The sequence below is a fragment of the Pseudomonas sp. FG35 genome (genome assembly GCF_057809295.1).
On sequence record NZ_JBMDJR010000008.1, the window covers coordinates 126,302 to 146,280 of the forward strand.

Consider the following 19,979-nt stretch of genomic DNA (forward strand, 5'->3'; position numbering starts at 1 on the left):
TTGCATCCGGTGAACTGCAGGCTTGCGCCACAACCCCATCGTTCAGCTCAACTGATCCCGCCGGGTTTCGCTTCCAACCTGTCCTCAAACGTAGCAAGGAATCTTTCGATGAGTGCCAACCCTCGCGTTGCCGAATACGCCATTCACCCGCAGTTCACCGATCGCTGGTCGCCGCGCGCCTTCACCGGCGAAACGATCCCGGAAGAAACCCTGCTGAGCTTCTTCGAAGCCGCGCGCTGGGCGCCATCGGCGTACAACTCGCAGCCGTGGCGTTTTCTCTACGCCCGTCGCGACACGCCGAACTGGGAGCGTTACCTGGGCCTGCTCAATGAATTCAACCGCAGCTGGGCGCAGCACGCGTCGGCGCTGGTGATCGTGATTTCGAAGACCACCTTCACCGCACCGGGCGCGACCGAGGAAACGCCGGCGCTGTGGCACACCTTCGACACAGGTTCCGCCTGGGGCCATCTGGCGCTGCAAGCGAGCCTGAGCGGCTGGCACACCCACGGCATGGCCGGCTTCGATCAGGAACTGACCCGCAAGGAGCTGAACATTCCAGAAGGTTATGCGCTGCATGCCGCCGTGGCGGTGGGCAAGCTGGGTGACAAGGCAACCCTGGCGGATTACCTGCAAGCACGGGAAACGCCGAGCCCGCGTCGTCCGCTGAGCGAGCTGGCAGCTGAAGGCGATTTCACCCTTTAAAGCTTCACCACATGATCGTTCCCACGCTCTGCGTGGGAACGATCTCGAAGAGCTCAGTAACCGCGTGCGAAATCCACTTCCCCGCGCAACGCCTCTCCCGCCTGATACGCTCGCAAGTTATCCAGAAACAACTGCACCATCATCGGCGGCGAGGTCGGCGCCGAGCTGTGCCCCGTCAGCAACAAGCCCCATGCAGTCCAGAACGGATGCCGTTGCGGCAACGGTTCCTGACGGCAGACATCGATCACCGCGCCCGCCAGATGACCTTCCTTCAACGCTTCGACCAGATCCGCATCGACCACTGCGACACCGCGTCCGGCGTTGATGAACAACCCGGTCGGCTTGAATTGCTTGAACAGCGCCGCGTCGTAAATGTCGTGGGTGTGCTCGGTGTTGGGCAGCAGGTTGACCACGTAATCCGCCTCGCCCACCAGACGCGGCAAGTCCGCCATCGAACCGACTTCGACAAACGGCGCCTGCTCACGGGCGCTGCTGGCGATGCCGTACAACTCGACGCCGAACGGCAGCAGGAACTGCGCCACGCTCTGGCCGATGTCACCGGTGCCGACGATCAGCACCTTGCGCCCGACCAGACTCTGGCCGGTGCGGTTGTCCCACTTGCGCTCGACCTGGCTGACCAGCCGCGCCAGTACTTCGCGCTCGTGGCCGAGCATGTAGGTCAACACGTATTCAGCCATGACCTGGCCGAAAATGCCGACCGCCCGGGTCAGGCGGTAATCCCGGCGCAGGCCGTCGGCCAGCAGCGGTGTGATCCCGGCCCAGGTCGATTGCAGCCATTGGGGCTGGTGGCCCTGACGCAGCAGGGTCGCCAGCAGATCCGGCTGCCCCAGCCACACCGGGCAATCGACGGCCTGGCGGGCCAGTTCGGCGGAGTCGCCGCTGGTCAGCACTTCAAGCTCCGGGGCTGCCTGACGCAGCAGTCGGGCGTATATCGCGTGGTCGTGTTCAGCAATCAGAACGCGCATCTTCAAACCTTTCGCAAACCGTGCAGGCGGCCGTCCACTTCGTGGCAGCCGTCGCCGTAAAAACCGTTCCAGGGGTTACCAGAGGCCCAGGACAGGGCCTCGCGGATCAGACGGGGTCGTTGCGTCGCAGCAACTCTTCGGGCAAGTGCTCGATGTACTCTTCCTCGGCCGGTGGCATTTGCAGGTGATAGCCCTGCTTTTCGAGGTTTTCCAGGACCACGGCGATGTCTTCGCTGGCCAGCTTGCGCTCGGGAGTCAGTACCAGATCGAAGGAATGCCTGGCCTTGCCGAACGCCGCCATCAGGCCTTCCGGCACGCGCTCCAGCGCATCGCTCTTGAGCACGTACAGGTACATGCCGCTTTTCTTCGAACTTTGATAAATGGAACAAATACGTTTCAAGGCTGTTCTCCGGCGGTGGCCAGGCTGTCGAGCAGCTTCTGGCCCATCAATTCGCGGCGCCAGCCACGCAGCGAATCAGGCAATTGGTAAGGGCCCTCGGGGAAGCCGCTTTTGACCAGCGCTTCGAGGGTTTTCTTGCGCAGCATCAGTTCCGGCGCGATGCCCAGACGTTCGGCTTCGGCCTGACCGAGCGCCCGCAGCTGTTTGATCAGCGCGGCGGCTTCGATCGGCAATGGCTCCGGCACGGCTGGCGGCCATTGATCAGGCCCCACACTGCCAGAGCGCTTGATCAGATCAAGCAGAAACTCGCCGTCCTGACGCACGGTACGCGGGTGCATGTCTTCGATCTTGCCCAGCGCGCTGAGGTTGTCCGGTTGGGTCCGGGCCAGCGGCCACAGCGAGTGTTCACGCACGATGCGATTGCGCGGCAGGTCGCGGGCGCGGGCCTCGCGCTCACGCCAGGCGCACAATTCGCGCAGCACAGCCAGTTGGGCGCGGGACAGCTTCCACGCCAGTTTGGCCTCGCGATACACCTCGTACGGATCGGTCTCGCGGCGCAGGTTGGCGACCAGTTCGGCGCCGTCCTCCAGCACCCAGGCGAATTTGTCGTCGGACAGTTTCGGACGCAGTTGTACGAAAACCTCCGCCAGATGCACGGCGTCTTCGGCGGCATAGCTGATTTGCGTGTCGGACAACGGACGCTGCAACCAGTCGGAACGGGTTTCGCCCTTCGGCAGTTCGATGCCCAGCACTTCCTGCACCAGACGCGAATAACCCATCGAGAACCCGAGGTTCAGGTAGGCAGCGGCCAGTTGGGTGTCAAACAGCGGCGCCGGCAGGCTGCCGGTCAGGCGCAGCAGGACTTCGAGGTCTTCGCTGCAGGCGTGCAGGACTTTGAGCACCGCCGGGTTTTCCAGCAACGCGGCCAAGGGTTGCCAGGCGTTGATGGTCAGCGGGTCGATCAGGTAGGCGCGTTTGCCGTCGCCGACCTGCAACAGGCCGGCAATCGGATAGAAGGTGTCGACCCGCATGAATTCGGTGTCGAGGGCAACGAACGGCAGCTGCTGCCACTCGGCGCAAAACTGCGCGAGGCTATCGTTGTCGCGAATCCAGTGAATATCGATGGCCACACGGCTCTCCCTTCAAGAATGGCGCGCAGTATATATCGCCACCGGCGCTTTCCGCGCCTCTACAGGGCAAGAGCTTGATGAAATCTCCTGCCTGTGGGAAAGAATAGTCTTACAGAGTGAGTCTGCCGGCTCAGTCCTTGGCCAACACCCCGTCGATCACCGCGCCCCGGCAGCCGGCAAACATGTCCAGATCGGGCTGGTAGACCTTGCTCTGCACTTCCAGCAGACCGAGCATCGAGTGAAACAGGTTGTCCTGACTCAGTGGCTTGTCGCGGCTCATTTGCAGGCAATGGGTGTCGACCGAGTAGGACTTCTGATAGCTGTCGGAGAACCAGGCCAGCATCGCCACGTGTTTCTGCTGCTCCGGCGCCAGCATGTACGGCGTGCCGTGGAGGAACAGGTTGTACTCACCCAACGACTCGCCGTGGTCGGACAGGTACAGCATGGCGGTATCGACCTTGTCCTGATTGCTGCGCAGCACATCGATCAGGCTCGACAGCACATGGTCGGTGTACACCAACGTATTGTCGTAACCGTTGACGATGCTCTCGCGGCTGCAATTGTTCAGTGCGTTGCTCTCACATACCGGAGTGAAGTGTTCGTATTCCTTTGGATAACGCTTGAAATACTCCGGGCCGTGGCTGCCCATCTGATGCAGGACCAGCACGGTGTCCTTGTCCAGGTGATCGATGAAGCTTTGCAGGCCCTGCAAGAGGATTTCATCGCGGCATTCGCTGTTGGCGCACAGCGCCGGGTCTTTCAGATTGCTGACATCCTGCAGGGTGACGCGATCGCAGGTGCCCTTGCAGCCGGACTGGTTGTCGCGCCAGATCACGTCGATCCCGGCACGCTTGAGCACGTCCAGCAGCCCTTCTTCATTCTTCGCCTTGCTGGCGTCGTAATCCTTGCGGCCCATGTTGGAGAACATGCACGGCACCGACACGGCGGTTTCCGTGCCGCAGGAATGCACGTCGGTGAAAGCGATCAGGCCGGCTTCCTTGTCCAGTTTCGGCGTGGTGTCGCGGCCATAACCAAGGATGCCGAAGTTTTCCGCCCGGGCACTTTCCCCCACCACCAGCACCGTCAGGGATTTGCGCGGATGGTTCTGCACGGCGGCGTTGCGCTGGGCATCTTCGCCGATTGTGACGAACGGTTGATGCACCGAAGCCACCTGCTCACGCAGATAACCGGCCGAGGCGCCGATGTAGTTGCTCGGCACCAGCATCAAGCGAATTTCGTGGTGATTGCGAAACAGCGACGACAGCCCTTGATAATTGGCCAGCGCCACGCCGCCAATGACTGCAACCGACGCGACACTCACCACAACTTTACTTAATAACTCGCGATGCCAGCGACGATAATTGACTGGAACTTTCCACAACAACCAGGACGGCAAGACACCCAGAAAAAAGATATAAGCGAGCAACTTCAAAGACAGCAGGTCGCGAACTTCCGTGGCGTTGGTTTCGGCAAAGTTGCGAAACATGCCGGCATCGATCATGACCCCGTATTGGCTCATGAAATAAGCCACGCCGGCACTGACCATGAACAACAACGTCAACACCGGTTTCAACACGGGTCGAAACGCCAGCAACGTCAGCACGATGTTATACGCCGCGAAGATCATCACCCCGAACGCAATACGCATGGCAATGCCCTTGCCGTCCGCAGCAGTGATATCGAACAGGTGCTGCCAGAGAACGAAATTGAATCCGGCCAAAAGAAAGGCGCTGGCAAACAACGTCACCCATTCCGGGCGCACGGCTTTTAACTTGAGCATGGCGAGGGGCGATTTCCTTGATAGAAGTGCCGTCGTCAATTGTGAAAATTTCATTGACTCAGACCGCACAAACTTTAAGCACGCAACCATCAATTTTTTGTGAAAAAGAAGCCAACGATTAGTTGGCCCATGAAATAACCATGAAACTTTTGGAGTATTTGAGAATGGTTCAGCTGTGGTTCAGTCGCTGGCGACGAGGGACCGTATCGAATTTCTCGATACCGCTCCCGACTTTCTGATTTGCCACCCCGCTCGCCTGCCCGCCTAATCGACCGCCCCTGGTTCAAAGGTCTGACGATGGAAAACGTACGCGCCACTGCCCGCCCCGCTGTCTGGCTGATACTCGGCATCATCCTGGTCGCCCTCAACCTGCGCCCGTCGATGGCGGCGGTCGGGCCCTTGCTCTCGGCCATTCGCGGCGATATGGCGCTGAGTTTCAGTCTCGCGGCATTGCTGACCCTGCTGCCGGTGATGGCGATGGGGCTGGCGATGTTTTTCGGCATGGAGGTCAGTCGGCGCCTCGGTGAACAGCGCACGGTACTGCTGTCGTTGCTGATCATTGGCTTGGCGACGCTGTCACGGTTGTTTCTCGACTCGGCGGGCGGATTGATCGCCAGCGCCGTGCTGGCCGGGATCGGCATTGCCCTGATCCAGGCCTTGATGCCCGCGCTGATCAAATCGCGGTTTCCCGACAACGTGGCGCTGCGCATGGGGCTTTACGTCACTTCGATCATGGGCGGCGCGGCACTGGCCGCATCGTTCGCACCGTGGGTGTTGATGCAAACCGGTAACTGGCGGGCAGGGCTTGCCGTCTGGGCGGTTTTGGCACTGCTCGCCATTCCTGTGTGGTGGGCAACCCGTGCCACACCACCGGACACCACCCGGGCCGTCGTCAGAAAAGAATCCTTCATCACGAATTCCCGCGCCTGGTTGCTCGCGATCTTCTTCGGTCTGGGCACCGCGTCCTACACCTGCGTGCTCGCCTGGCTGGCACCGTACTACGTGGAAAAGGGCTGGAGCGAACAAAATGCCGGTCTGATGCTGGGTTTTCTGACGGCCATGGAGGTGATTTCCGGGCTGGTGGTGCCGGCCATCGCCAATCGCAGCCGTGACCGACGTCTGGTGCTTGGGGCACTGCTCGGCCTGATCATCGCCGGATTTCTGGGGCTGATCCTCAGCCCGCAGCACCTGAGCCTACTGTGGCCCTGCCTGCTCGGGCTGGGCATCGGCGGACTGTTCCCGATGAGCCTGATCGTGTCCCTTGATCATCTCGACGAACCGCAGCGTGCCGGCGGTCTGACCGCATTCGTACAAGGTATCGGTTACCTGATTGCCGGGCTGTCGCCGCTCATGGCCGGGGTGGTTCGCGATCGACTGGGCAGCTTCGAGTGGGCCTGGTGGTCACTGACGGCAGTGATGGTGCTTATGTTGCTGATGGTGCTGCGCTTCAACCCACGGCATTACGCGCAACACATGGACTAATCTGGCCGAGCCGTCTGGATAAAGGCTTCTGGCCACCTTTTCCGGGTTTGATTGTGTACGTCGTGTTACTAAAACTTTCTGTCCCACAACTGACCGTGAAAAGTCCTACAGGGCTTTGTCCTGGCACCATCGTTCCGTTACGATCATGCGCACACGTTTGCGCGGATTCGGCGCAAGGAGCACAGCGAGACAGAACGGATGCTGAACAGTAACTTGCTTAGAAAGCTCGACATGCAGGATCTCATGGTGTTTGTCGCCGTGTATGAGCAAAGCAGCGTCACCGATGTGTCGGAGGCGCTGTTCGTCAGCCAGTCCACCGTCAGTTACTGCCTGAAAAAACTGCGCACCAGTTTTGAGGACGAGTTGTTCGTCAACACCCGCACGGGCATGCGCCCGACCTACAAGGCCAGCAGCATGTACGGCCATGTGCAGAAAATCCTCGAAAGCATCAACCTGTGCCACGCCGGCGCCCCGACCTTCGACCCGATGGCACAACCGGTGACCTTCAACATCTGCGCACCGGAATACTTCGAACAACTGATCCTGCCGCGAATGTTGAAACGCTTCGACTTCGATGACTTACCGGTGATGGTCAACATGCACAAGTTCGAAACCGACGTGCCGGTCGAAGAATTGCGCGATGGCAGCCTCGATCTGGTGATCTGTTTCGGCCCGCACTTCCATCGCAGCCACGCCGACCTGAAATCAAGGATGTTGCTGGAAGATGACCTGGTCTGCGTCTTCGACAAACGCGCCACACCGCTTGAGCCGCGCCTCAGCCTGCAAGCCTTCACCGAACGCCGGCATGTGTTCCCGACACCGTGGACGTCGACCACCAACATGGTCGACGGCTGGCTGGCGCGCCAGGCGCAGAAACGCCAGATCGTCGCCCGTTCAAACAGTTACAGCGCGGCGTTGAAGATGATCACCGGCACCGATTTCATCCTGACCCTGCCCCGGCGCATTCAGCGTTTGCTGACCAACGACGCGGTGTTCAATCACTGCGAGGCGCCGAACGGTCTGCCGGGGTTCACCCTCGACATGCAGTGGAGTCACAACGTCGATCAGGACAGCGCCAACCTCTGGTTGCGCGAGCAGGTCATCAAGACCTGCGCGGAGCTGGAAGCGGCCTGAGTCCTACACGCCGATGGCGGTCTTGTTGTAGGACTCGCGGTCGATGTCGAGCAGTTCCACACTCAACTGCACCTCGACCCCGGCCGGCCATTCGCACAATTCCTGCAATACCGCCAACAGGCTCTGCGACAGTTGCTTCTTGATTTCCGGGGAACGCCCGCTGAGCAGCGCCAGCCTGACCGCGACAAAGGCGCGCTCGTTCATGGCGGTGCCGACCTTGAAGGTTTCAACTTTGAACGCACGGCTCTTGATATCGAATTCCGCCCCGAATTGACCGGAACCCACCAGGGTGTTGTTGAGCCGGATCAACGCAACATCGGCGTTCAGTTGCGGCAGGTTGGCGGTGTATTCCAGGTGCAGGTGCGGCATCTCGGTGCTCCAGTGGTTCGGCGGAAAGGTCGTACATATAACACAGCAATGCCTGACTCACTCCAGCGACGACATCACCGGCCGCTCACTCATGAATTGCTCCAGCCGCGAACGCAGCCAGCGCTCGCCCGGGTCGCTGTCAACGTGGCTGAGCCAGACCATCGACAGATCGAGGGTCGGAGTCTTGAACGGGAACGGCTCCTTGAACAGCAGTCCGGAAGCGGCCATGGCGTCGGCGGTGTAGTCCGGCAGGCTGGCAATCAGATCGGTGCCGGCCAGCAGCGCCGGCAACGAACTGTACTGCGGCACCGACAGCACCACCTGACGGGTGCGACCGATGTCCGCCAGCCACTCATCGGCGTAGCCACTGACATTGGCGGTGTGGGAAACCAGGACGTGCGGTCGTGCGCAATATTCATCGAGGGTCAGTGGCGTGTCGGACTTGTCGGCGCGCAGGATGCTCGGCTGAATGTGCCGCAGCAGTTTGCGCTTGGCGTTGGCCGGCAGGCCGCGGGTCTGGCTGATGCCGACGGTGATGTCGCCGGCGGCCAACAGGTCGGGAATCCGCCAGTAATCGACGTGCTGCACCACAAACACCACGCTCGGCGCTTCCTGGCGCAAGGCGCGCAACAACGGTGGCAGCAGGCCGAATTCGACGTCATCCGACAGCCCGATGCGAAAGGTCATGGTGCTGACGGCGGGATCGAAATCCCGGGTCAGGCTAAGGGCCACCGACAACGAGTCGAGCGCAGGCTTGAGATGGCGATAGATGTCTTCGGCACGGGCGGTCGGTTCCATGCGATGGCCGACGCGGATGAACAACGGATCGTTAAGCATGGTGCGCAGACGATTGAGCGCCGAGCTGATGGTCGGCTGGCCGAGAAACAGCTTCTCGGCGGCCCGGGTCACGTTGCGTTCGAGCATCAAGGTCTCGAACACCACCATCAGGTTGATGTCGGCCTTGCGTAGTTCATTGCGGTTCATCCATTGCCCCCCGATCCCCAGATTGCGGGCAGTGTAGAAAGGCCGCGGGGGCGGCGTCCATCGAAACGCTGCGTCATTGCACCGTCAACGTCTTCAGCCCCAGGCCCATCATCCGCGAATCGTCGTTGATACCTAGCTGCCGAGGGCTGACGGCATCCGGCAACTGTAATTCGATATCGAGCCGGTCATCATTGCCGAGGCGCTGGTTGAGCGCGGCGCTGATCGGAACTTCCAGGCGATTGCCTTGAAACTGCGTCAAACGGGTATCCAGTACCTGTTGGCCGTTCAGACTGACGATCACCCGCTGGCCGGGGTGCCGGGGCTGGATGAATGCCAATGCGTCGATCACGATCGAACGCGCCGGCGGCAACACCCGCAATTCGATCTTCGCCTGTTGCCCTTCCGTCCACGTCCCCCAGCTTTCCGGCGTCGACCAGCCGCTGGCCAGTTGTCGATTTCGATAATTGAAGGTGAGCGTTTGTCCCGGGCGGGTGAGGGGGATCAGTGACATCCGCCGCCCCTCATCCTGTACTGACAGACACTGCACACAGCGTTTCCAGCCCGGCGCCAGCACCGCGACCCCATCCACGCGTGTCAGCAGATCGGTTTCACTGTTGATGGTTCTGGCGGCATCGACCAGCGCATCGTCGTCCAGCAGGTACAAAGAGTCCGCGTCGTATTGCCCCGAATCGAGCATCGCGCGTGCTTTCTGCTGTGCCCGCGCCAGCGCCGAAGTGCTCATGCGTCCCAGATAGACCGCATCGGTTTTCATCCCGTGAGTCGCTGCGAAACCGGCAATCATCTGCCAACGCTCACCCTGGTTCTGTGGCATCAGGCTGCGGACATTGGCATAACGCGCAGCGGCACTTGCCCAAAACGGATCCTTCATCGGGCTGGCCCAGACCGACGAAGGTGCCACCGATTTTCCCTGCCGCAGCCCCATCCAGCCGTTGCGGCTATCGGCGACCTGGATCAGCAGCGCCACCGCGAGCAGACCGATGGCGATACGCGGTCGATAACCGCGCGCCACCAGAAAAATCGCAGCCAGGATGCAGACGTACAGAACCGGCCAGAACATCCGGCCCGAGGCACGAAAGATATTGGCCAGCGCGACAAGACTTTTCGGCAGCGGATAACCGAGGTTCCACGCCCCGATGCCGATCTGATTCGACAGCGCGAACAGCCATAAACCAAACAGGGCCATCAACAGCCATGGACGTGCGCGCACCTGATGGTTCAGCGATTGGCGGTTCCGAAACCAGGCTATCAGCGCCAGCGGCATCAACAAGAGAACGCCCAGGCCAAGGTAGTTGAAACCTTCGTAGTCCCCACTCCCCTTCGGCAGATCGGGCAGGATCAATGACCAGCCAGCCGGGTCGACAGGCGACAGCAGATTCATCCGGTACAAACCAAAACCGCCGGAGGCCGCACCATCGGCAATGCTGAAGTAACCGGCCTGCCAGCAACACACGCTCACCAGAGCGAAAAGCGTACCGCCCTCGATCAACCCCTGACGCCGGCTCAAAGACTGATTGAAAGTCTTGCCCAGCAGATCCGCCACCCAGATCAGGGCAACCATGGCCAGCAGGTAGGCGTGCACCCATGCCGTCACCGCCAGCAAGGCTCCCCAGGCGAGGCGCCGTCGGCGTAGATTTGGCAGCAACGTCAGGTACAGCGCGGCCAGGATCAGGAAATGGCCGGCCAGTGAAAGGTGCCCGCCCATGCGCAAGAACATTGCTGGCGAGAACGCCAGCAGCCCTGCACCCAGGAGTCGAATCAAGGGATTGGCCGTCATCAGCCCAATCAGTTTCCAGCCAAACCAGGCTTGCAACACGCAACACGCCAACAGCCACAAACCGAAATACTGAAAGGTGTCCGGCAACCAGGCATTGAATGGTTTGAACAACAGCGCCAGCAGTGGAATGGAGTCGGAAAAAATGATCGCACTGCCCAGCTCCAACCCATAGTACGGGTTGAGCCCGAGAGGAAATGTCCACGGCGCATGCCGGAAAAATGCCCAGCCCAGATAATGCGTCGCCGGATCGCCCTGCTCCAGCCAGGCGATGTTCTGGGGGTTCAGCGCCTGCGGCCCGACCACCAGAAAAAACACCAGAACACCCAATAACAAGGGCAATAGAAATAGAGCCGGCTGCTCGCGTGAATCCTTCATCGATACGTCCAGAAGTTATGCAGTACGAACGTGAACGCCGGAATCGTCAGCGCCACCGCACCGATACCCGCCAGATAATGCAGCCCGGCCATCTGCGCCGCCCAGGCCACGAACATCGCCAACAGAAAGCCGCCCGCCGAAACCATCAGAAAGCGCAGCAGGGTCTTGCCGTGCAGGCGCGCAGAAAAGCTCCAGGTGGTGTTGATCACATAGGACACCACCGTCGCCACGGCAAAAGCCACGCCGTTGGCCAACGGCGGCTGGGGACTGACGAAGTTGATGAACAGCACCGCCACCAAAGCATGCAGCGCCGTGACGAACAGGCCGGTTACGGCGAAGCGCAGGCCGCGCTGAATCAAAGCGGATCTCCGGGGTATCGTCACGGCTTGCGCGCCAGCACGAACACACTCAGACCGCCCACACGGTTGATGCCCATCAACGGCAACTCAAGACTGCACAGGGTTTTGAGCAGTGTATTGACCAACGGATGATGTTTTTTCAGCTGTGAACGCGGGGCCGCCTCTCGAGCGCCGCCGGGTAACAGGCGCGACGCCAGCGCAAGCGGGAAGACCGCTGCGAAGTAATAGGCGCCCCGCTCCACCGTCAATCCGGCGTCACCCGCCAGAGCCTCGAATTGCCCCAGGGTGTAGCGACGTTTGTGTTCGAGAAAATCATCGTGCCCGCTCCACATGAACTGGAACGCCGGCACGGTCATCAGAAAGCGACTGCCGGACGGTACCTTGTCGACGTACGATTTGAGCAGGCCGAGGTCGTCTTCGACGTGTTCCAGTACATCCATCAGCAACACCAGATCAGCGTCCACGGTGTCGATGGACCGGCGGTAATGCACCGGTTTGCCAGCAGTGATGGCGCTCGAATCGGCCGGGTAGCTGATGTCCACGCACCACGCTTCGCGCGCCGCCGTGTGGGTCAACAAATGATGGGAGAAAAATCCTGAACCGGCGCCGACGTCGAGAATTCGTTGGATCGGCGCTTCACCCAGCAAACGACGGGTCGCGGCCGCTTTGGAGCAGTAATACCAATGTTCGCCGATGCTGTCGCCGAGGATGTCGGTTTCCTTGAGATCCATCTGTCAGTCCTTGGATTCGTAGATGCGGCGCACCAGGAAAACCGGCCGGCGCTTCGCTTCGATATAAGTGCGGCCCAGATACTCGCCGAGCACACCGATGCCAATCAACTGCAAACCGCCGAGAAACGTCACGGCAACCATCAGCGAGGCGTAACCGGGCATGTCGACGCCATGGATCAGCGTGCGCACCACAATGAACATCGCAAAGGCGAACGACACCAGAGAGACCAGCGCTCCCAGATACGTCCAGATCCGCAACGGTTCGGTGCTGAAACTGGTGATGCCCTCCAGGGCGAAATTCCACAGCCGCCAGCCATTGAACTTGCTCTGCCCCGCCGCCCGCTCCGGGCGTTCGTACTCGACCTGGGTGGTGCGAAATCCGACCCAGGCGAACAGGCCTTTCATGAAGCGTCGGGATTCGGGCAGTGTCAGCAGCGCGTCGACCACGCAGCGATCCATCAGCCGGAAATCACCGACGTTTTCCGGTAATGCCTGTTCGGCAATTTTGTTGTGCAGGCGATAGAACCAACCGGCGGAAGTCTGCTTGGCCCAGGAGTCGTTGCGCCGACTGATGCGGTGGCCAAGCACCACTTCAAACCCTTCGCGCCAGCGCTCGATCATTTGCAGGATGACCTCGGGCGGATCCTGCAGATCGACATCGATCGGCACCACGATTTGCCCGGTGGCCGTCTGCAAACCGGCGGACAGCGCCGCTTCCTTGCCGAAATTGCGGCTCAGATCGACGATACGGATGCGCGAGTCGCTCTGCTGGCAGTTCAGCAAGCGCTCCAGCGTTGTATCGGAACTGCCGTCATTGACGAACACCAGTTCCAGTTCGACCAGCGTCTCTTGCTCGAAAACCTGACGAATGCGCAGGAGAAAACCGTCGAGGCTGTCCTCTTCATTGAATACGGGGATCACCAGCGACAACTTCACCGGGCCCGCGTGTTGCGTTCCGTGCGGATGGGTCAATGGACTGCTCTTTCTTATAGTGATTGTCGGTCGCCGAACGCTGTTCGACGCCATGAGCCGCTCCGTATTAAGCAGCAGCCCGGAACGTCATGCAAGGGTGAAACGAGGGCGTTCCGGCCAATCCGGAGGACGATCCCTGCGCTCTGGCCCGCGCCTTCCAGAAACATTCACGAACGATTGGAAACAAATCCCCGATAGCCAAACACCCTCGCTCCGCTAGGCTTGCGTCGAGGCGTCACACAGGCTGTCGCACATAAATCGCATGGAGCGAACTGAATGTATTTCGAGATTTACAGGCAATCCAAAGGCACCCCGAGCACCGGCAAGGGCCAATGGCGCTGGCGGCTACGCGCGGGCAACCACGAGACGGTCGCCAGTGGCGAATCGTATGTGAACAAGGCGGATTGTCTGCATGTGATCGAGTTGATCAAGAGTGTGCAGGGAGAGACCCCGGTCAAGGAGATCTGAGGACTGTCCAGGACGCCGGGCTGCCTGAGTTGGCAGCTCCGGCGACTTCTGAAGTTGCTTCAGAATCTTTCGGGAATGTGCCTGAAGGGATAATCCGACTCTTTGTATCCCCCCGGTTTCTGCCGCTTGGGCAATGTCACCTTCTCTCGCGGCACCTCTTTATAGGGGATGCGACTGAGCAGGTCGGAGATGATATTGAGCCGCGCCCTGCGCTTGTCGTTCGAGTCGGCCACCAGCCACGGTGCGTAATCGGTGTCGGTCGCTTCGATCATGTCGTCCCGCGCCCGGGAGTAGTCATACCAGCGGCTGTAGGACTTGAGGTCCATCGGCGACAGCTTCCAGATCTTGCGCCCGTCGACAATGCGCGCCTCCAAGCGCCGGGTCTGTTCTTCCTGACTGACATTCAGCCAGTACTTGAGCAGGATCACCCCCGAACCGACAACTGCGCGCTCCACCAGCGGCACGGCTTTGAGGAACTTGTCGACCTCCTTGTCCGTGCAAAAACCCATCACCCGCTCGACGCCGGCACGGTTGTACCAACTGCGATCGAAGATCACCACTTCGCCGGCCGCCGGCAAATGTGGCAAGTAGCGCTGCATGTACATCTGGCTCTTCTCGCGATCGGTCGGCGCCGGTAACGCGATGACGCGAAACACCCGCGGGCTGACCCGCTCGGTCAGCGCCTTGATCGTGCCGCCCTTGCCCGCACCGTCACGGCCTTCGAAGATGATGCAGATCTTGATGCCTTCGGCCTTGACCCATTCCTGCATTTTCACCAGTTCGATATGCAGGCGGCGCAGCTCGGCAAGGTAGTTCTTGTTCGACAGTTTTGTATGTTCGTCAGTTTTTTCTCGGGGCGAGTCTTTCTTCTTTCCCTTTGCCATGACCAGACCTCTCGGGTTGGAACGACAGCCAGGCTCGTTGGCAATGCATGGCCTGGAACCGGAAAGTTTAGTCATTTATCGCAAAACGCAAGGAAACGTGCAGTAAGTCACAGACAACGTGCTTATTTCGAAAAAGCCTGTGCAGTTTTTGACGGAACGCCAATCGCCAACCATCCTCCTTCACGGCGCAGCGTCCGATGTTGGCCGTGGATGTCTCGCTGGATGCAAACCTGCCATCTGGATGTGGGGAAAAGGTCATGCACAGTTCGCTCTTGCGTGCCGCGTCGCTCCTGCTCGCCTTGAGCGCTGCACCGCTCTTGTTGCAGGCCGCCGATGCGCCTGCGGCCCCGACGGCTGCCAGCGCTGCGACCAAAGATGCCGTGTTTACCACGGAGCAGCTCGACCAGATGCTCGCGTCAATTGCCCTGTATCCCGATCCACTGCTCGCTCAAGTGCTGATGGCCGCCACCTATCCGGGAGAAGTCGCCGAAGCCGCAGCCTGGTCCAAGGCGCATCCGGACGCCAAGGGCGATAATGCGGTCAAGCAAGTGGCCAGCCAGACGTGGGATCCGAGCGTGCAGGCCTTGGTGGCGTTCCCGCAGGTCTTGGCGACACTGGGTCAGGATCCGGTCTGGGTGCAGCGTCTGGGGGATGCCTTCCTGGCCCAGCCTGACGAACTCATGGCCGGCGTTCAGCGCTTGCGGCGTCAGGCCCAGGCGGCGGGCAATCTGCAGAGCAATCAATATCAGAATGTGACAGTGCAGAACGTAACGCCGCCCATCTCTGCCGGGACAACCAAGCCGGCCGACAACACGACCATCATCATTCAGCCCGCCGATCCGCAGGTGGTCTACGTCCCGACCTATAACCCGACCACCACTTATGGCACCTGGCCTTATCCCGCCTCGCCGCCGGTGTATTACCCGCCGCCACCCGCTTACTACCCGGGTCAGGCACTGGTAGCCGGGCTGGCCTTCGGTACGGGCGTGGCAGTCGTCGCATCGTTGTGGGGCGACTGTGATTGGGGCAACAACGATATCGACATCGATGTGAACCGTTACAACAACATCAACGCCAACAACCGGATCACCAACAACCAGAACAAGTGGCAGCACAACACCGTGCATCGCGATGGCGTGCCTTATCGTGACAACCGCAGTCGCGCCCAGTATGGCCGGCAGCTGGACGGCGCGGCTCAGCGTGACGCCTATCGCGGGGACAACGCGCAGCGGGCGCAGGCCCGCGAACGGGCGCGCAGTTCGATGGACAGAGCCGGTTTCGAACGCCCCGCCACCAGCAATCGGGAAGCCCGCAATCAAGTCCGCGAAGCGCAATCCGCCAATGTTGGCAATCGCATGCAAGGCGGCGCGGACAGACCCAGAGCCGCCGACCGCGCTCAAGGCAACACGCGGGAAGCGCGGCAACCGGGCGCGAATCAACGTGATACCCGTGCATCTCAAGCCCGACCCGCAGCAGGCAGCGCACGGAACAACGCCTTCGCCGGCGCGCGCTCCCCGTCACAGACCCGAGTCCAGGCTGATCGCGGCCGGGCCAGCCAGATTTCTGCGCAACGTCCCAACCCCTCACGTGCCGCCGGACATCAGATCAGCCGGCCATCCGGCGGGGGCATGCGTCAGAGAGGAGGTGGCCGTCGATGAACATTCATTCTCTGCTCAGGAGCTGCCTGACCCTCGCGGCCGGCCTCGCATTTTCGAGCCTCACCTTGGCCCAGCAGGTATTTCCAACCCCGGAAAAAGCTGCTGAAGCTTTCGTCGAAGCCCTCGGCACGCAACACGCCGACCAAAAACGCCTGACGGAATTGCTGGGCGAGGAATGGCACAGTTTCATTCCCCGTGAAGGCGTGCAGCGCAGCGATGTCGATGCCTTCCTGCAGCAATACCGCGAACAGCACACGCTGGAAAAGACCGGCGACAGCAAGGCCGTGCTCTCCGTCGGGCCCGATCACTGGACGCTGCCCATCCCGCTCATCAAAGACAAAACCGGCTGGCGCTTCGACATGAAAGCCGCCCAGGTCGAAATCCGCGCCCGCCGCATCGGCCGTAACGAACTGGCGGCAGTGCAATCGGCGCTGGCCTATCACGACGCGCAAATGGACTACGCCTCGGAAGACCGCGACGGCGACGGCGCCCTCGAATACGCACAGAAAATCTTCAGCTCCCCCGGCAAACACGACGGCCTCTACTGGCCAGAAGACGACAGCGGCCAGATCAGCCCACTCGGCCCGGCCTTCGGCCAGGCCATCAACGACGAAGACTGGCACGGCTACCACTTCCGCATCCTCGACGCCCAAGGCCCGTCAGCCCCGGGCGGCGCTTACAGCTATCTGATTGGAGACAAGATGAGTCGCGGGTTCGCCTTAATCGCGTGGCCAGCGAAGTATGCCGACACCGGAGTGATGAGCTTCATGATCAGCCATGAGGGCCAGGTGTTTCAGAAGGACCTCGGGCCGGATGGGGAGAAAGTGGCGAAGGCGATGAAGCGGTTTGATCCGGATGATAGTTGGGAGGTGGTGGATTTGGGGCAGAAGTAGTTGGGGTATCGAATTAGGCGGGATCGGAAACGAAAAAGCCCGTAGCTTCTCAGCTACGGGGCTTTTTCTATGTATGGCGGAGAGATAGGGATTCGAACCCTAGGTACCGGTGAAGGTACAACGGATTTCGAATCCGTCCCATTCGGCCACTCTGGCATCTCTCCAACGGCGCGCATCATAACAACACTTTCGCTGAATGGGAAACCCCCAGACGAAATTTTTTCCGTGCTATCAGATGCTTGCGTCGATTAAAGCGGTACGCCCAGACGGTTGGCGACTTCTTCGTAGGCTTCGATGACGTCACCGAGGCCCTGGCGGAAGCGGTCCTTGTCCATCTTCTTCTTGGTGTCCTTGTCCCACAGACGGCAGCCGTCCGGGCTGAACTCGTCGCCCAGGACGATGGAGCCGTCGCTGAACACGCCGAACTCAAGCTTGAAGTCCACCAGCAAGAGGCCGGCGTCGTCGAACAGTTTGCTCAGGACTTCGTTGACCTTGAGCGACAGTTCTTTCATGCGTGCCAGTTGCTCGGCAGTGCCCCAGCCGAATGCCACGACGTGGGATTCGTTGATGAACGGGTCGCCCTTGGCGTCGTCCTTCAGGAACAGTTCGAAGGTGTACGGGTTGAGCTTCATGCCCTCCTCGACGCCCAGACGCTTGACCAGGCTGCCGGCGGCGTAGTTACGCACGACGCACTCGACCGGGATCATGTCGAGTTTTTTCACCAGCACTTCGTTGTCGGCCAGCAGTTTGTCGAATTGGGTCGGAATGCCGGCCGCTTCGAGTTTCTGCATGATGAAGGCGTTGAACTTGTTGTTCACCATGCCTTTGCGGTCGAGCTGCTCGATGCGCTTGCCGTCGAACGCCGAAGTGTCGTTGCGAAACAGCAGGATCAAGCGGTCAGCGTCGTCGGTCTTGTAAACCGATTTGGCTTTGCCGCGGTAGAGTTCTTCACGTTTTTCCATGATGGGCTCCGCTTGCTAAGTAGATGGGCTAGGCGATGTGGCGCCAGTCGAGCCCTGAATCTTGATCGGCCAGTTGCAGCCAGTCCGGGTCGCACCCGAGGGTGTCGACAAAACATTGCCGGGCCAGCTGCGGCAGGTTGTTCTTGCTGCTCAGATGGGCCAGGACCAGGTGTTGCAGGCCTTGCCAGCCCAACTCGGCCACCAGGAATGCCGCCTGATGGTTGTTCAAATGCCCCAGCTCGCCGCCCACCCGCTGCTTGAGAAAGTACGGGTAATGACCACGGGCCAGCATGTCGCGACAATGATTGGACTCGATCATCAACGCATCGAGGTCCCGATAGCCGTCCAGCACCCGCTCGCAGTATGAACCCAGGTCGGTCAGCAGGCCGAAGCGCCGCTGCTCTTGATCGCTGAATACGTACTGGGTCGGTTCCTGTGCATCATGGGCCACGGCAATGACCCCGATGTTCAGAGCACCGATCTGCAACTGCTCGCCACCGGTCACGAAACCGGCAGGTTCAATCGGTTTGCGCATCCCGCGCAGTGTGCCGCGACTAAGGTAGACAGGCAGATTGTAGCGCCGAGACAGCAAACCCACGCCATGCACGTGGTCGGCATGTTCGTGGGTTACAAGTATCGCGCTCAGTTGCGCCGGGTTCACACCCAGGCGCAACAGGCGTTTTTCGGTTTCCCGCAGGGAAAAACCACAATCCACCAGCACATACGTATCAGCACTGGCGATCAGCGTGCCGTTCCCTTGGCTACCGCTGCCGAGAACGGCAAAACGCATTGGATCAGCCCAGGTTGTCCTGAATCACGCTCAACACTTTGCGGGCCACATCGGCCGGCGCAACGGTGTTGATGTTTTTCTCGACGGTGACCTGAACGTTCTCGCCGACCTTGCTCAGGCGAACCTGATAACGCTCGGCGCGAGCTTCAACTTCTTCCTTGGTCGGCGCGCTGCCGAACAGGCTGCTGAAGAAACCAGGTTTCTCGTCTTTCTTCTCGGCCTTTTCGGACAAGTTGATGTAGTAGAGACCCAGGCTGCGGTTGATGTCTTCAACGCGCCATTCACCCTGCTCCAGCGCACGACCGACGCTCGACCAGGCACGATCCAGGTCCGTACCGACGTTCAGTACCGGGTTGCCGCTGCCGTCTTCGCTCAGGCTGACACGGCTCGGGGTGTCGAAATCACGCGAAGCCAGCATCGACACCGAACCACCCTTCTCGGAAGTACGACTCATGCTCGCGAGCATGTCGTCGACCAGCGCAGCGTCGAGACCGGTGTTGACCGAACGGTTGGTGAAGGCCACATCGGCGGTGCTGCCGGCAGGACGCTCGGCGCTGACCACGTAGACTTCACTGGTGTTGCGCTGCACGCCCGGCTCGATGCGTACCCGCACGCGGGTTTCGCTGTCGGTGCTGACGCCGGCGGCGCTCAGGCGCTTGGCCATGGCGGCGGACAGTTCGTCGGAATGCTGCCAGGTGGTGGTGAATTCGCCGGTTTGCGGGCGCTGTTCATCCAGACGGAAACCGTTGTCCTGGAAGTATTGCACCGCCACTGGCCAGACTTCGGCCGGTGGATGCTGGGCCATGACCCAACGCGAATCACCGCTCTTCTGCAGCGAGTAGTCGCTGGCATCGGCAACGGTCGACAGCGGTTGAGGGCGCGGAACGATGTATTCACCCTTGGCGGTGTCGTCGGCCACGTTGCGCGGGATCGGCAGCAACGGATCCAGGCGCTTGGAGGTGCTGACGTCCGGTGGCAGTTGCATCGGTGCAGTCTGTTGCGCTTCCAGGTAATCGCTACCACGGTCACGGAAATAACCTTCCGGGCCCCAGATCCATCCGCAGCCACTGGTGCTGGAGATAATCAAGGCAAGTGCGGAAAGTCCGGCCATTCGCTTCATGCGTT

General features: G+C 60.6%; 20 protein-coding genes and 1 tRNA gene. 6 read left to right on the forward strand and 15 right to left on the reverse strand.

Going from position 1 to position 19,979, the window contains the following annotated elements; genetic code table 11:
• The first annotated feature begins 108 nt into the window (after positions 1-108).
• Positions 109-702 carry a nitroreductase family protein gene (locus ACODTD_RS17280; protein ID WP_221615185.1) on the forward strand — a complete coding sequence of 198 codons (594 nt, stop codon included), beginning with the start codon at positions 109-111 and terminating at the stop codon, positions 700-702.
• A 53-nt stretch (positions 703-755) separates the two neighbouring features.
• On the opposite strand, the gene ACODTD_RS17285 is transcribed toward ACODTD_RS17280, so the two are convergent.
• The 4 genes from ACODTD_RS17285 to ACODTD_RS17300 all read right to left on the reverse strand — a co-directional run bounded on the left by ACODTD_RS17285 (position 756) and on the right by ACODTD_RS17300 (position 4,998).
• Positions 756-1,688 (reverse strand): D-2-hydroxyacid dehydrogenase, encoded by a 933-nt coding sequence (locus ACODTD_RS17285; RefSeq protein WP_007958054.1) that lies wholly within the window; start codon positions 1,686-1,688, stop codon positions 756-758.
• Between the two features lie 106 nt (positions 1,689-1,794).
• The gene (locus ACODTD_RS17290; RefSeq protein ID WP_039772642.1) at positions 1,795-2,088 is read right to left on the reverse strand and encodes a YcgL domain-containing protein; all 294 of its coding nucleotides are present in this window, start codon (positions 2,086-2,088) and stop codon (positions 1,795-1,797) included.
• Positions 2,085-3,218, reverse strand: a complete 1,134-nt coding sequence (gene rnd / locus ACODTD_RS17295; RefSeq protein ID WP_007958043.1) for a ribonuclease D — start codon at positions 3,216-3,218, stop codon at positions 2,085-2,087. The genes ACODTD_RS17290 and rnd overlap by 4 nt, the downstream gene beginning before the upstream one ends.
• A 130-nt stretch (positions 3,219-3,348) precedes the next feature.
• Positions 3,349-4,998, reverse strand: a complete 1,650-nt coding sequence (locus ACODTD_RS17300) for a phosphoethanolamine transferase (protein ID WP_285356882.1) — start codon at positions 4,996-4,998, stop codon at positions 3,349-3,351.
• 297 nt (positions 4,999-5,295) lie between these two features.
• Here ACODTD_RS17300 and ACODTD_RS17305 point away from each other — a divergent pair, with 297 nt between their 5' ends.
• Together ACODTD_RS17305 and ACODTD_RS17310 are read left to right on the forward strand one after the other, a co-directional pair.
• On the forward strand, positions 5,296-6,480 hold the full coding sequence (locus tag ACODTD_RS17305) for a cyanate transporter (RefSeq protein WP_489105046.1): 1,185 nt from the start codon (positions 5,296-5,298) through the stop codon (positions 6,478-6,480).
• Between the two features lie 198 nt (positions 6,481-6,678).
• A complete protein-coding gene (locus ACODTD_RS17310; RefSeq protein ID WP_236192108.1) occupies positions 6,679-7,614 on the forward strand; it encodes a LysR family transcriptional regulator in 936 nt (311 codons plus the stop codon).
• 3 nt (positions 7,615-7,617) lie between these two features.
• Here ACODTD_RS17310 and ACODTD_RS17315 read toward each other — a convergent pair whose 3' ends face one another.
• The 6 genes from ACODTD_RS17315 to ACODTD_RS17340 all read right to left on the reverse strand — a co-directional run bounded on the left by ACODTD_RS17315 (position 7,618) and on the right by ACODTD_RS17340 (position 13,199).
• Positions 7,618-7,983 (reverse strand): 5-carboxymethyl-2-hydroxymuconate Delta-isomerase, encoded by a 366-nt coding sequence (locus tag ACODTD_RS17315; RefSeq protein ID WP_285356876.1) that lies wholly within the window; start codon positions 7,981-7,983, stop codon positions 7,618-7,620.
• A gap of 57 nt (positions 7,984-8,040) precedes the next feature.
• On the reverse strand, positions 8,041-8,967 hold the full coding sequence (locus ACODTD_RS17320) for a LysR family transcriptional regulator (RefSeq protein WP_011332920.1): 927 nt from the start codon (positions 8,965-8,967) through the stop codon (positions 8,041-8,043).
• A 73-nt stretch (positions 8,968-9,040) separates the two neighbouring features.
• Positions 9,041-11,137 (reverse strand): DUF6311 domain-containing protein, encoded by a 2,097-nt coding sequence (locus tag ACODTD_RS17325; protein ID WP_285356874.1) that lies wholly within the window; start codon positions 11,135-11,137, stop codon positions 9,041-9,043.
• A complete protein-coding gene (locus tag ACODTD_RS17330; RefSeq protein ID WP_011332918.1) occupies positions 11,134-11,496 on the reverse strand; it encodes a GtrA family protein in 363 nt (120 codons plus the stop codon). Before ACODTD_RS17330 ends, ACODTD_RS17325 begins: the two co-directional genes overlap by 4 nt.
• 20 nt (positions 11,497-11,516) lie before the next feature.
• Complete coding sequence (locus ACODTD_RS17335) at positions 11,517-12,227, reverse strand: class I SAM-dependent methyltransferase (protein ID WP_011332917.1); 711 nt, start codon at positions 12,225-12,227, stop codon at positions 11,517-11,519.
• A 3-nt stretch (positions 12,228-12,230) separates the two neighbouring features.
• A complete protein-coding gene (locus ACODTD_RS17340; protein WP_041475168.1) occupies positions 12,231-13,199 on the reverse strand; it encodes a glycosyltransferase family 2 protein in 969 nt (322 codons plus the stop codon).
• 276 nt (positions 13,200-13,475) lie between these two features.
• Here ACODTD_RS17340 and ACODTD_RS17345 point away from each other — a divergent pair, with 276 nt between their 5' ends.
• Positions 13,476-13,667, forward strand: a complete 192-nt coding sequence (locus tag ACODTD_RS17345; RefSeq protein WP_011332915.1) for a YegP family protein — start codon at positions 13,476-13,478, stop codon at positions 13,665-13,667.
• Between the two features lie 59 nt (positions 13,668-13,726).
• Here the strand turns inward: ACODTD_RS17345 and ppk2 are convergent, their stop codons facing one another.
• The gene (ppk2, locus tag ACODTD_RS17350; protein ID WP_285356870.1) at positions 13,727-14,551 is read right to left on the reverse strand and encodes a polyphosphate kinase 2; all 825 of its coding nucleotides are present in this window, start codon (positions 14,549-14,551) and stop codon (positions 13,727-13,729) included.
• Positions 14,552-14,808: 257 nt separating this feature from the next.
• On the opposite strand from ppk2, the gene ACODTD_RS17355 reads away from it, so the two are divergent.
• A complete protein-coding gene (locus ACODTD_RS17355; protein ID WP_489105047.1) occupies positions 14,809-16,209 on the forward strand; it encodes a DUF3300 domain-containing protein in 1,401 nt (466 codons plus the stop codon).
• Complete coding sequence (locus ACODTD_RS17360) at positions 16,206-17,102, forward strand: DUF2950 domain-containing protein (RefSeq protein ID WP_489105048.1); 897 nt, start codon at positions 16,206-16,208, stop codon at positions 17,100-17,102. Before ACODTD_RS17355 ends, ACODTD_RS17360 begins: the two co-directional genes overlap by 4 nt.
• A 74-nt stretch (positions 17,103-17,176) precedes the next feature.
• Here ACODTD_RS17360 and ACODTD_RS17365 read toward each other — a convergent pair.
• From ACODTD_RS17365 to bamC, 4 genes are all read right to left on the reverse strand, one after another.
• Positions 17,177-17,266: transfer RNA gene (locus ACODTD_RS17365), tRNA-Ser, on the reverse strand.
• Between the two features lie 84 nt (positions 17,267-17,350).
• Positions 17,351-18,064, reverse strand: a complete 714-nt coding sequence (gene purC, locus ACODTD_RS17370; RefSeq protein WP_007958019.1) for a phosphoribosylaminoimidazolesuccinocarboxamide synthase — start codon at positions 18,062-18,064, stop codon at positions 17,351-17,353.
• 28 nt (positions 18,065-18,092) lie between these two features.
• Positions 18,093-18,854, reverse strand: coding sequence for an MBL fold metallo-hydrolase (locus ACODTD_RS17375; protein WP_011332911.1), 762 nt, complete (start codon positions 18,852-18,854; stop codon positions 18,093-18,095).
• A 4-nt stretch (positions 18,855-18,858) separates the two neighbouring features.
• Positions 18,859-19,974: an NlpB/DapX family lipoprotein gene (gene bamC / locus ACODTD_RS17380; protein ID WP_221615174.1), complete on the reverse strand. Its 1,116-nt coding sequence runs from the start codon at positions 19,972-19,974 to the stop codon at positions 18,859-18,861.
• Positions 19,975-19,979: the final 5 nt, after the last annotated feature.

Coding starts and splice junctions, on each gene's coding strand:
- ACODTD_RS17315 (WP_285356876.1), bottom strand. CDS start 7,983: ATGCCGCACCTGCACCTGGAATACACCGCCAACCTGCCGCAACTGAAC.
- ACODTD_RS17375 (WP_011332911.1), bottom strand. CDS start 18,854: ATGCGTTTTGCCGTTCTCGGCAGCGGTAGCCAAGGGAACGGCACGCTG.
- ACODTD_RS17305 (WP_489105046.1), top strand. CDS start 5,296: ATGGAAAACGTACGCGCCACTGCCCGCCCCGCTGTCTGGCTGATACTC.
- bamC (WP_221615174.1), bottom strand. CDS start 19,974: ATGAAGCGAATGGCCGGACTTTCCGCACTTGCCTTGATTATCTCCAGC.
- ACODTD_RS17360 (WP_489105048.1), top strand. CDS start 16,206: ATGAACATTCATTCTCTGCTCAGGAGCTGCCTGACCCTCGCGGCCGGC.
- ACODTD_RS17335 (WP_011332917.1), bottom strand. CDS start 12,227: ATGGATCTCAAGGAAACCGACATCCTCGGCGACAGCATCGGCGAACAT.
- purC (WP_007958019.1), bottom strand. CDS start 18,064: ATGGAAAAACGTGAAGAACTCTACCGCGGCAAAGCCAAATCGGTTTAC.
- ppk2 (WP_285356870.1), bottom strand. CDS start 14,551: ATGGCAAAGGGAAAGAAGAAAGACTCGCCCCGAGAAAAAACTGACGAA.
- ACODTD_RS17285 (WP_007958054.1), bottom strand. CDS start 1,688: ATGCGCGTTCTGATTGCTGAACACGACCACGCGATATACGCCCGACTG.
- ACODTD_RS17310 (WP_236192108.1), top strand. CDS start 6,679: ATGCTGAACAGTAACTTGCTTAGAAAGCTCGACATGCAGGATCTCATG.
- ACODTD_RS17325 (WP_285356874.1), bottom strand. CDS start 11,137: ATGAAGGATTCACGCGAGCAGCCGGCTCTATTTCTATTGCCCTTGTTA.
- ACODTD_RS17280 (WP_221615185.1), top strand. CDS start 109: ATGAGTGCCAACCCTCGCGTTGCCGAATACGCCATTCACCCGCAGTTC.
- ACODTD_RS17300 (WP_285356882.1), bottom strand. CDS start 4,998: ATGCTCAAGTTAAAAGCCGTGCGCCCGGAATGGGTGACGTTGTTTGCC.
- ACODTD_RS17320 (WP_011332920.1), bottom strand. CDS start 8,967: ATGAACCGCAATGAACTACGCAAGGCCGACATCAACCTGATGGTGGTG.
- ACODTD_RS17345 (WP_011332915.1), top strand. CDS start 13,476: ATGTATTTCGAGATTTACAGGCAATCCAAAGGCACCCCGAGCACCGGC.
- ACODTD_RS17355 (WP_489105047.1), top strand. CDS start 14,809: ATGCACAGTTCGCTCTTGCGTGCCGCGTCGCTCCTGCTCGCCTTGAGC.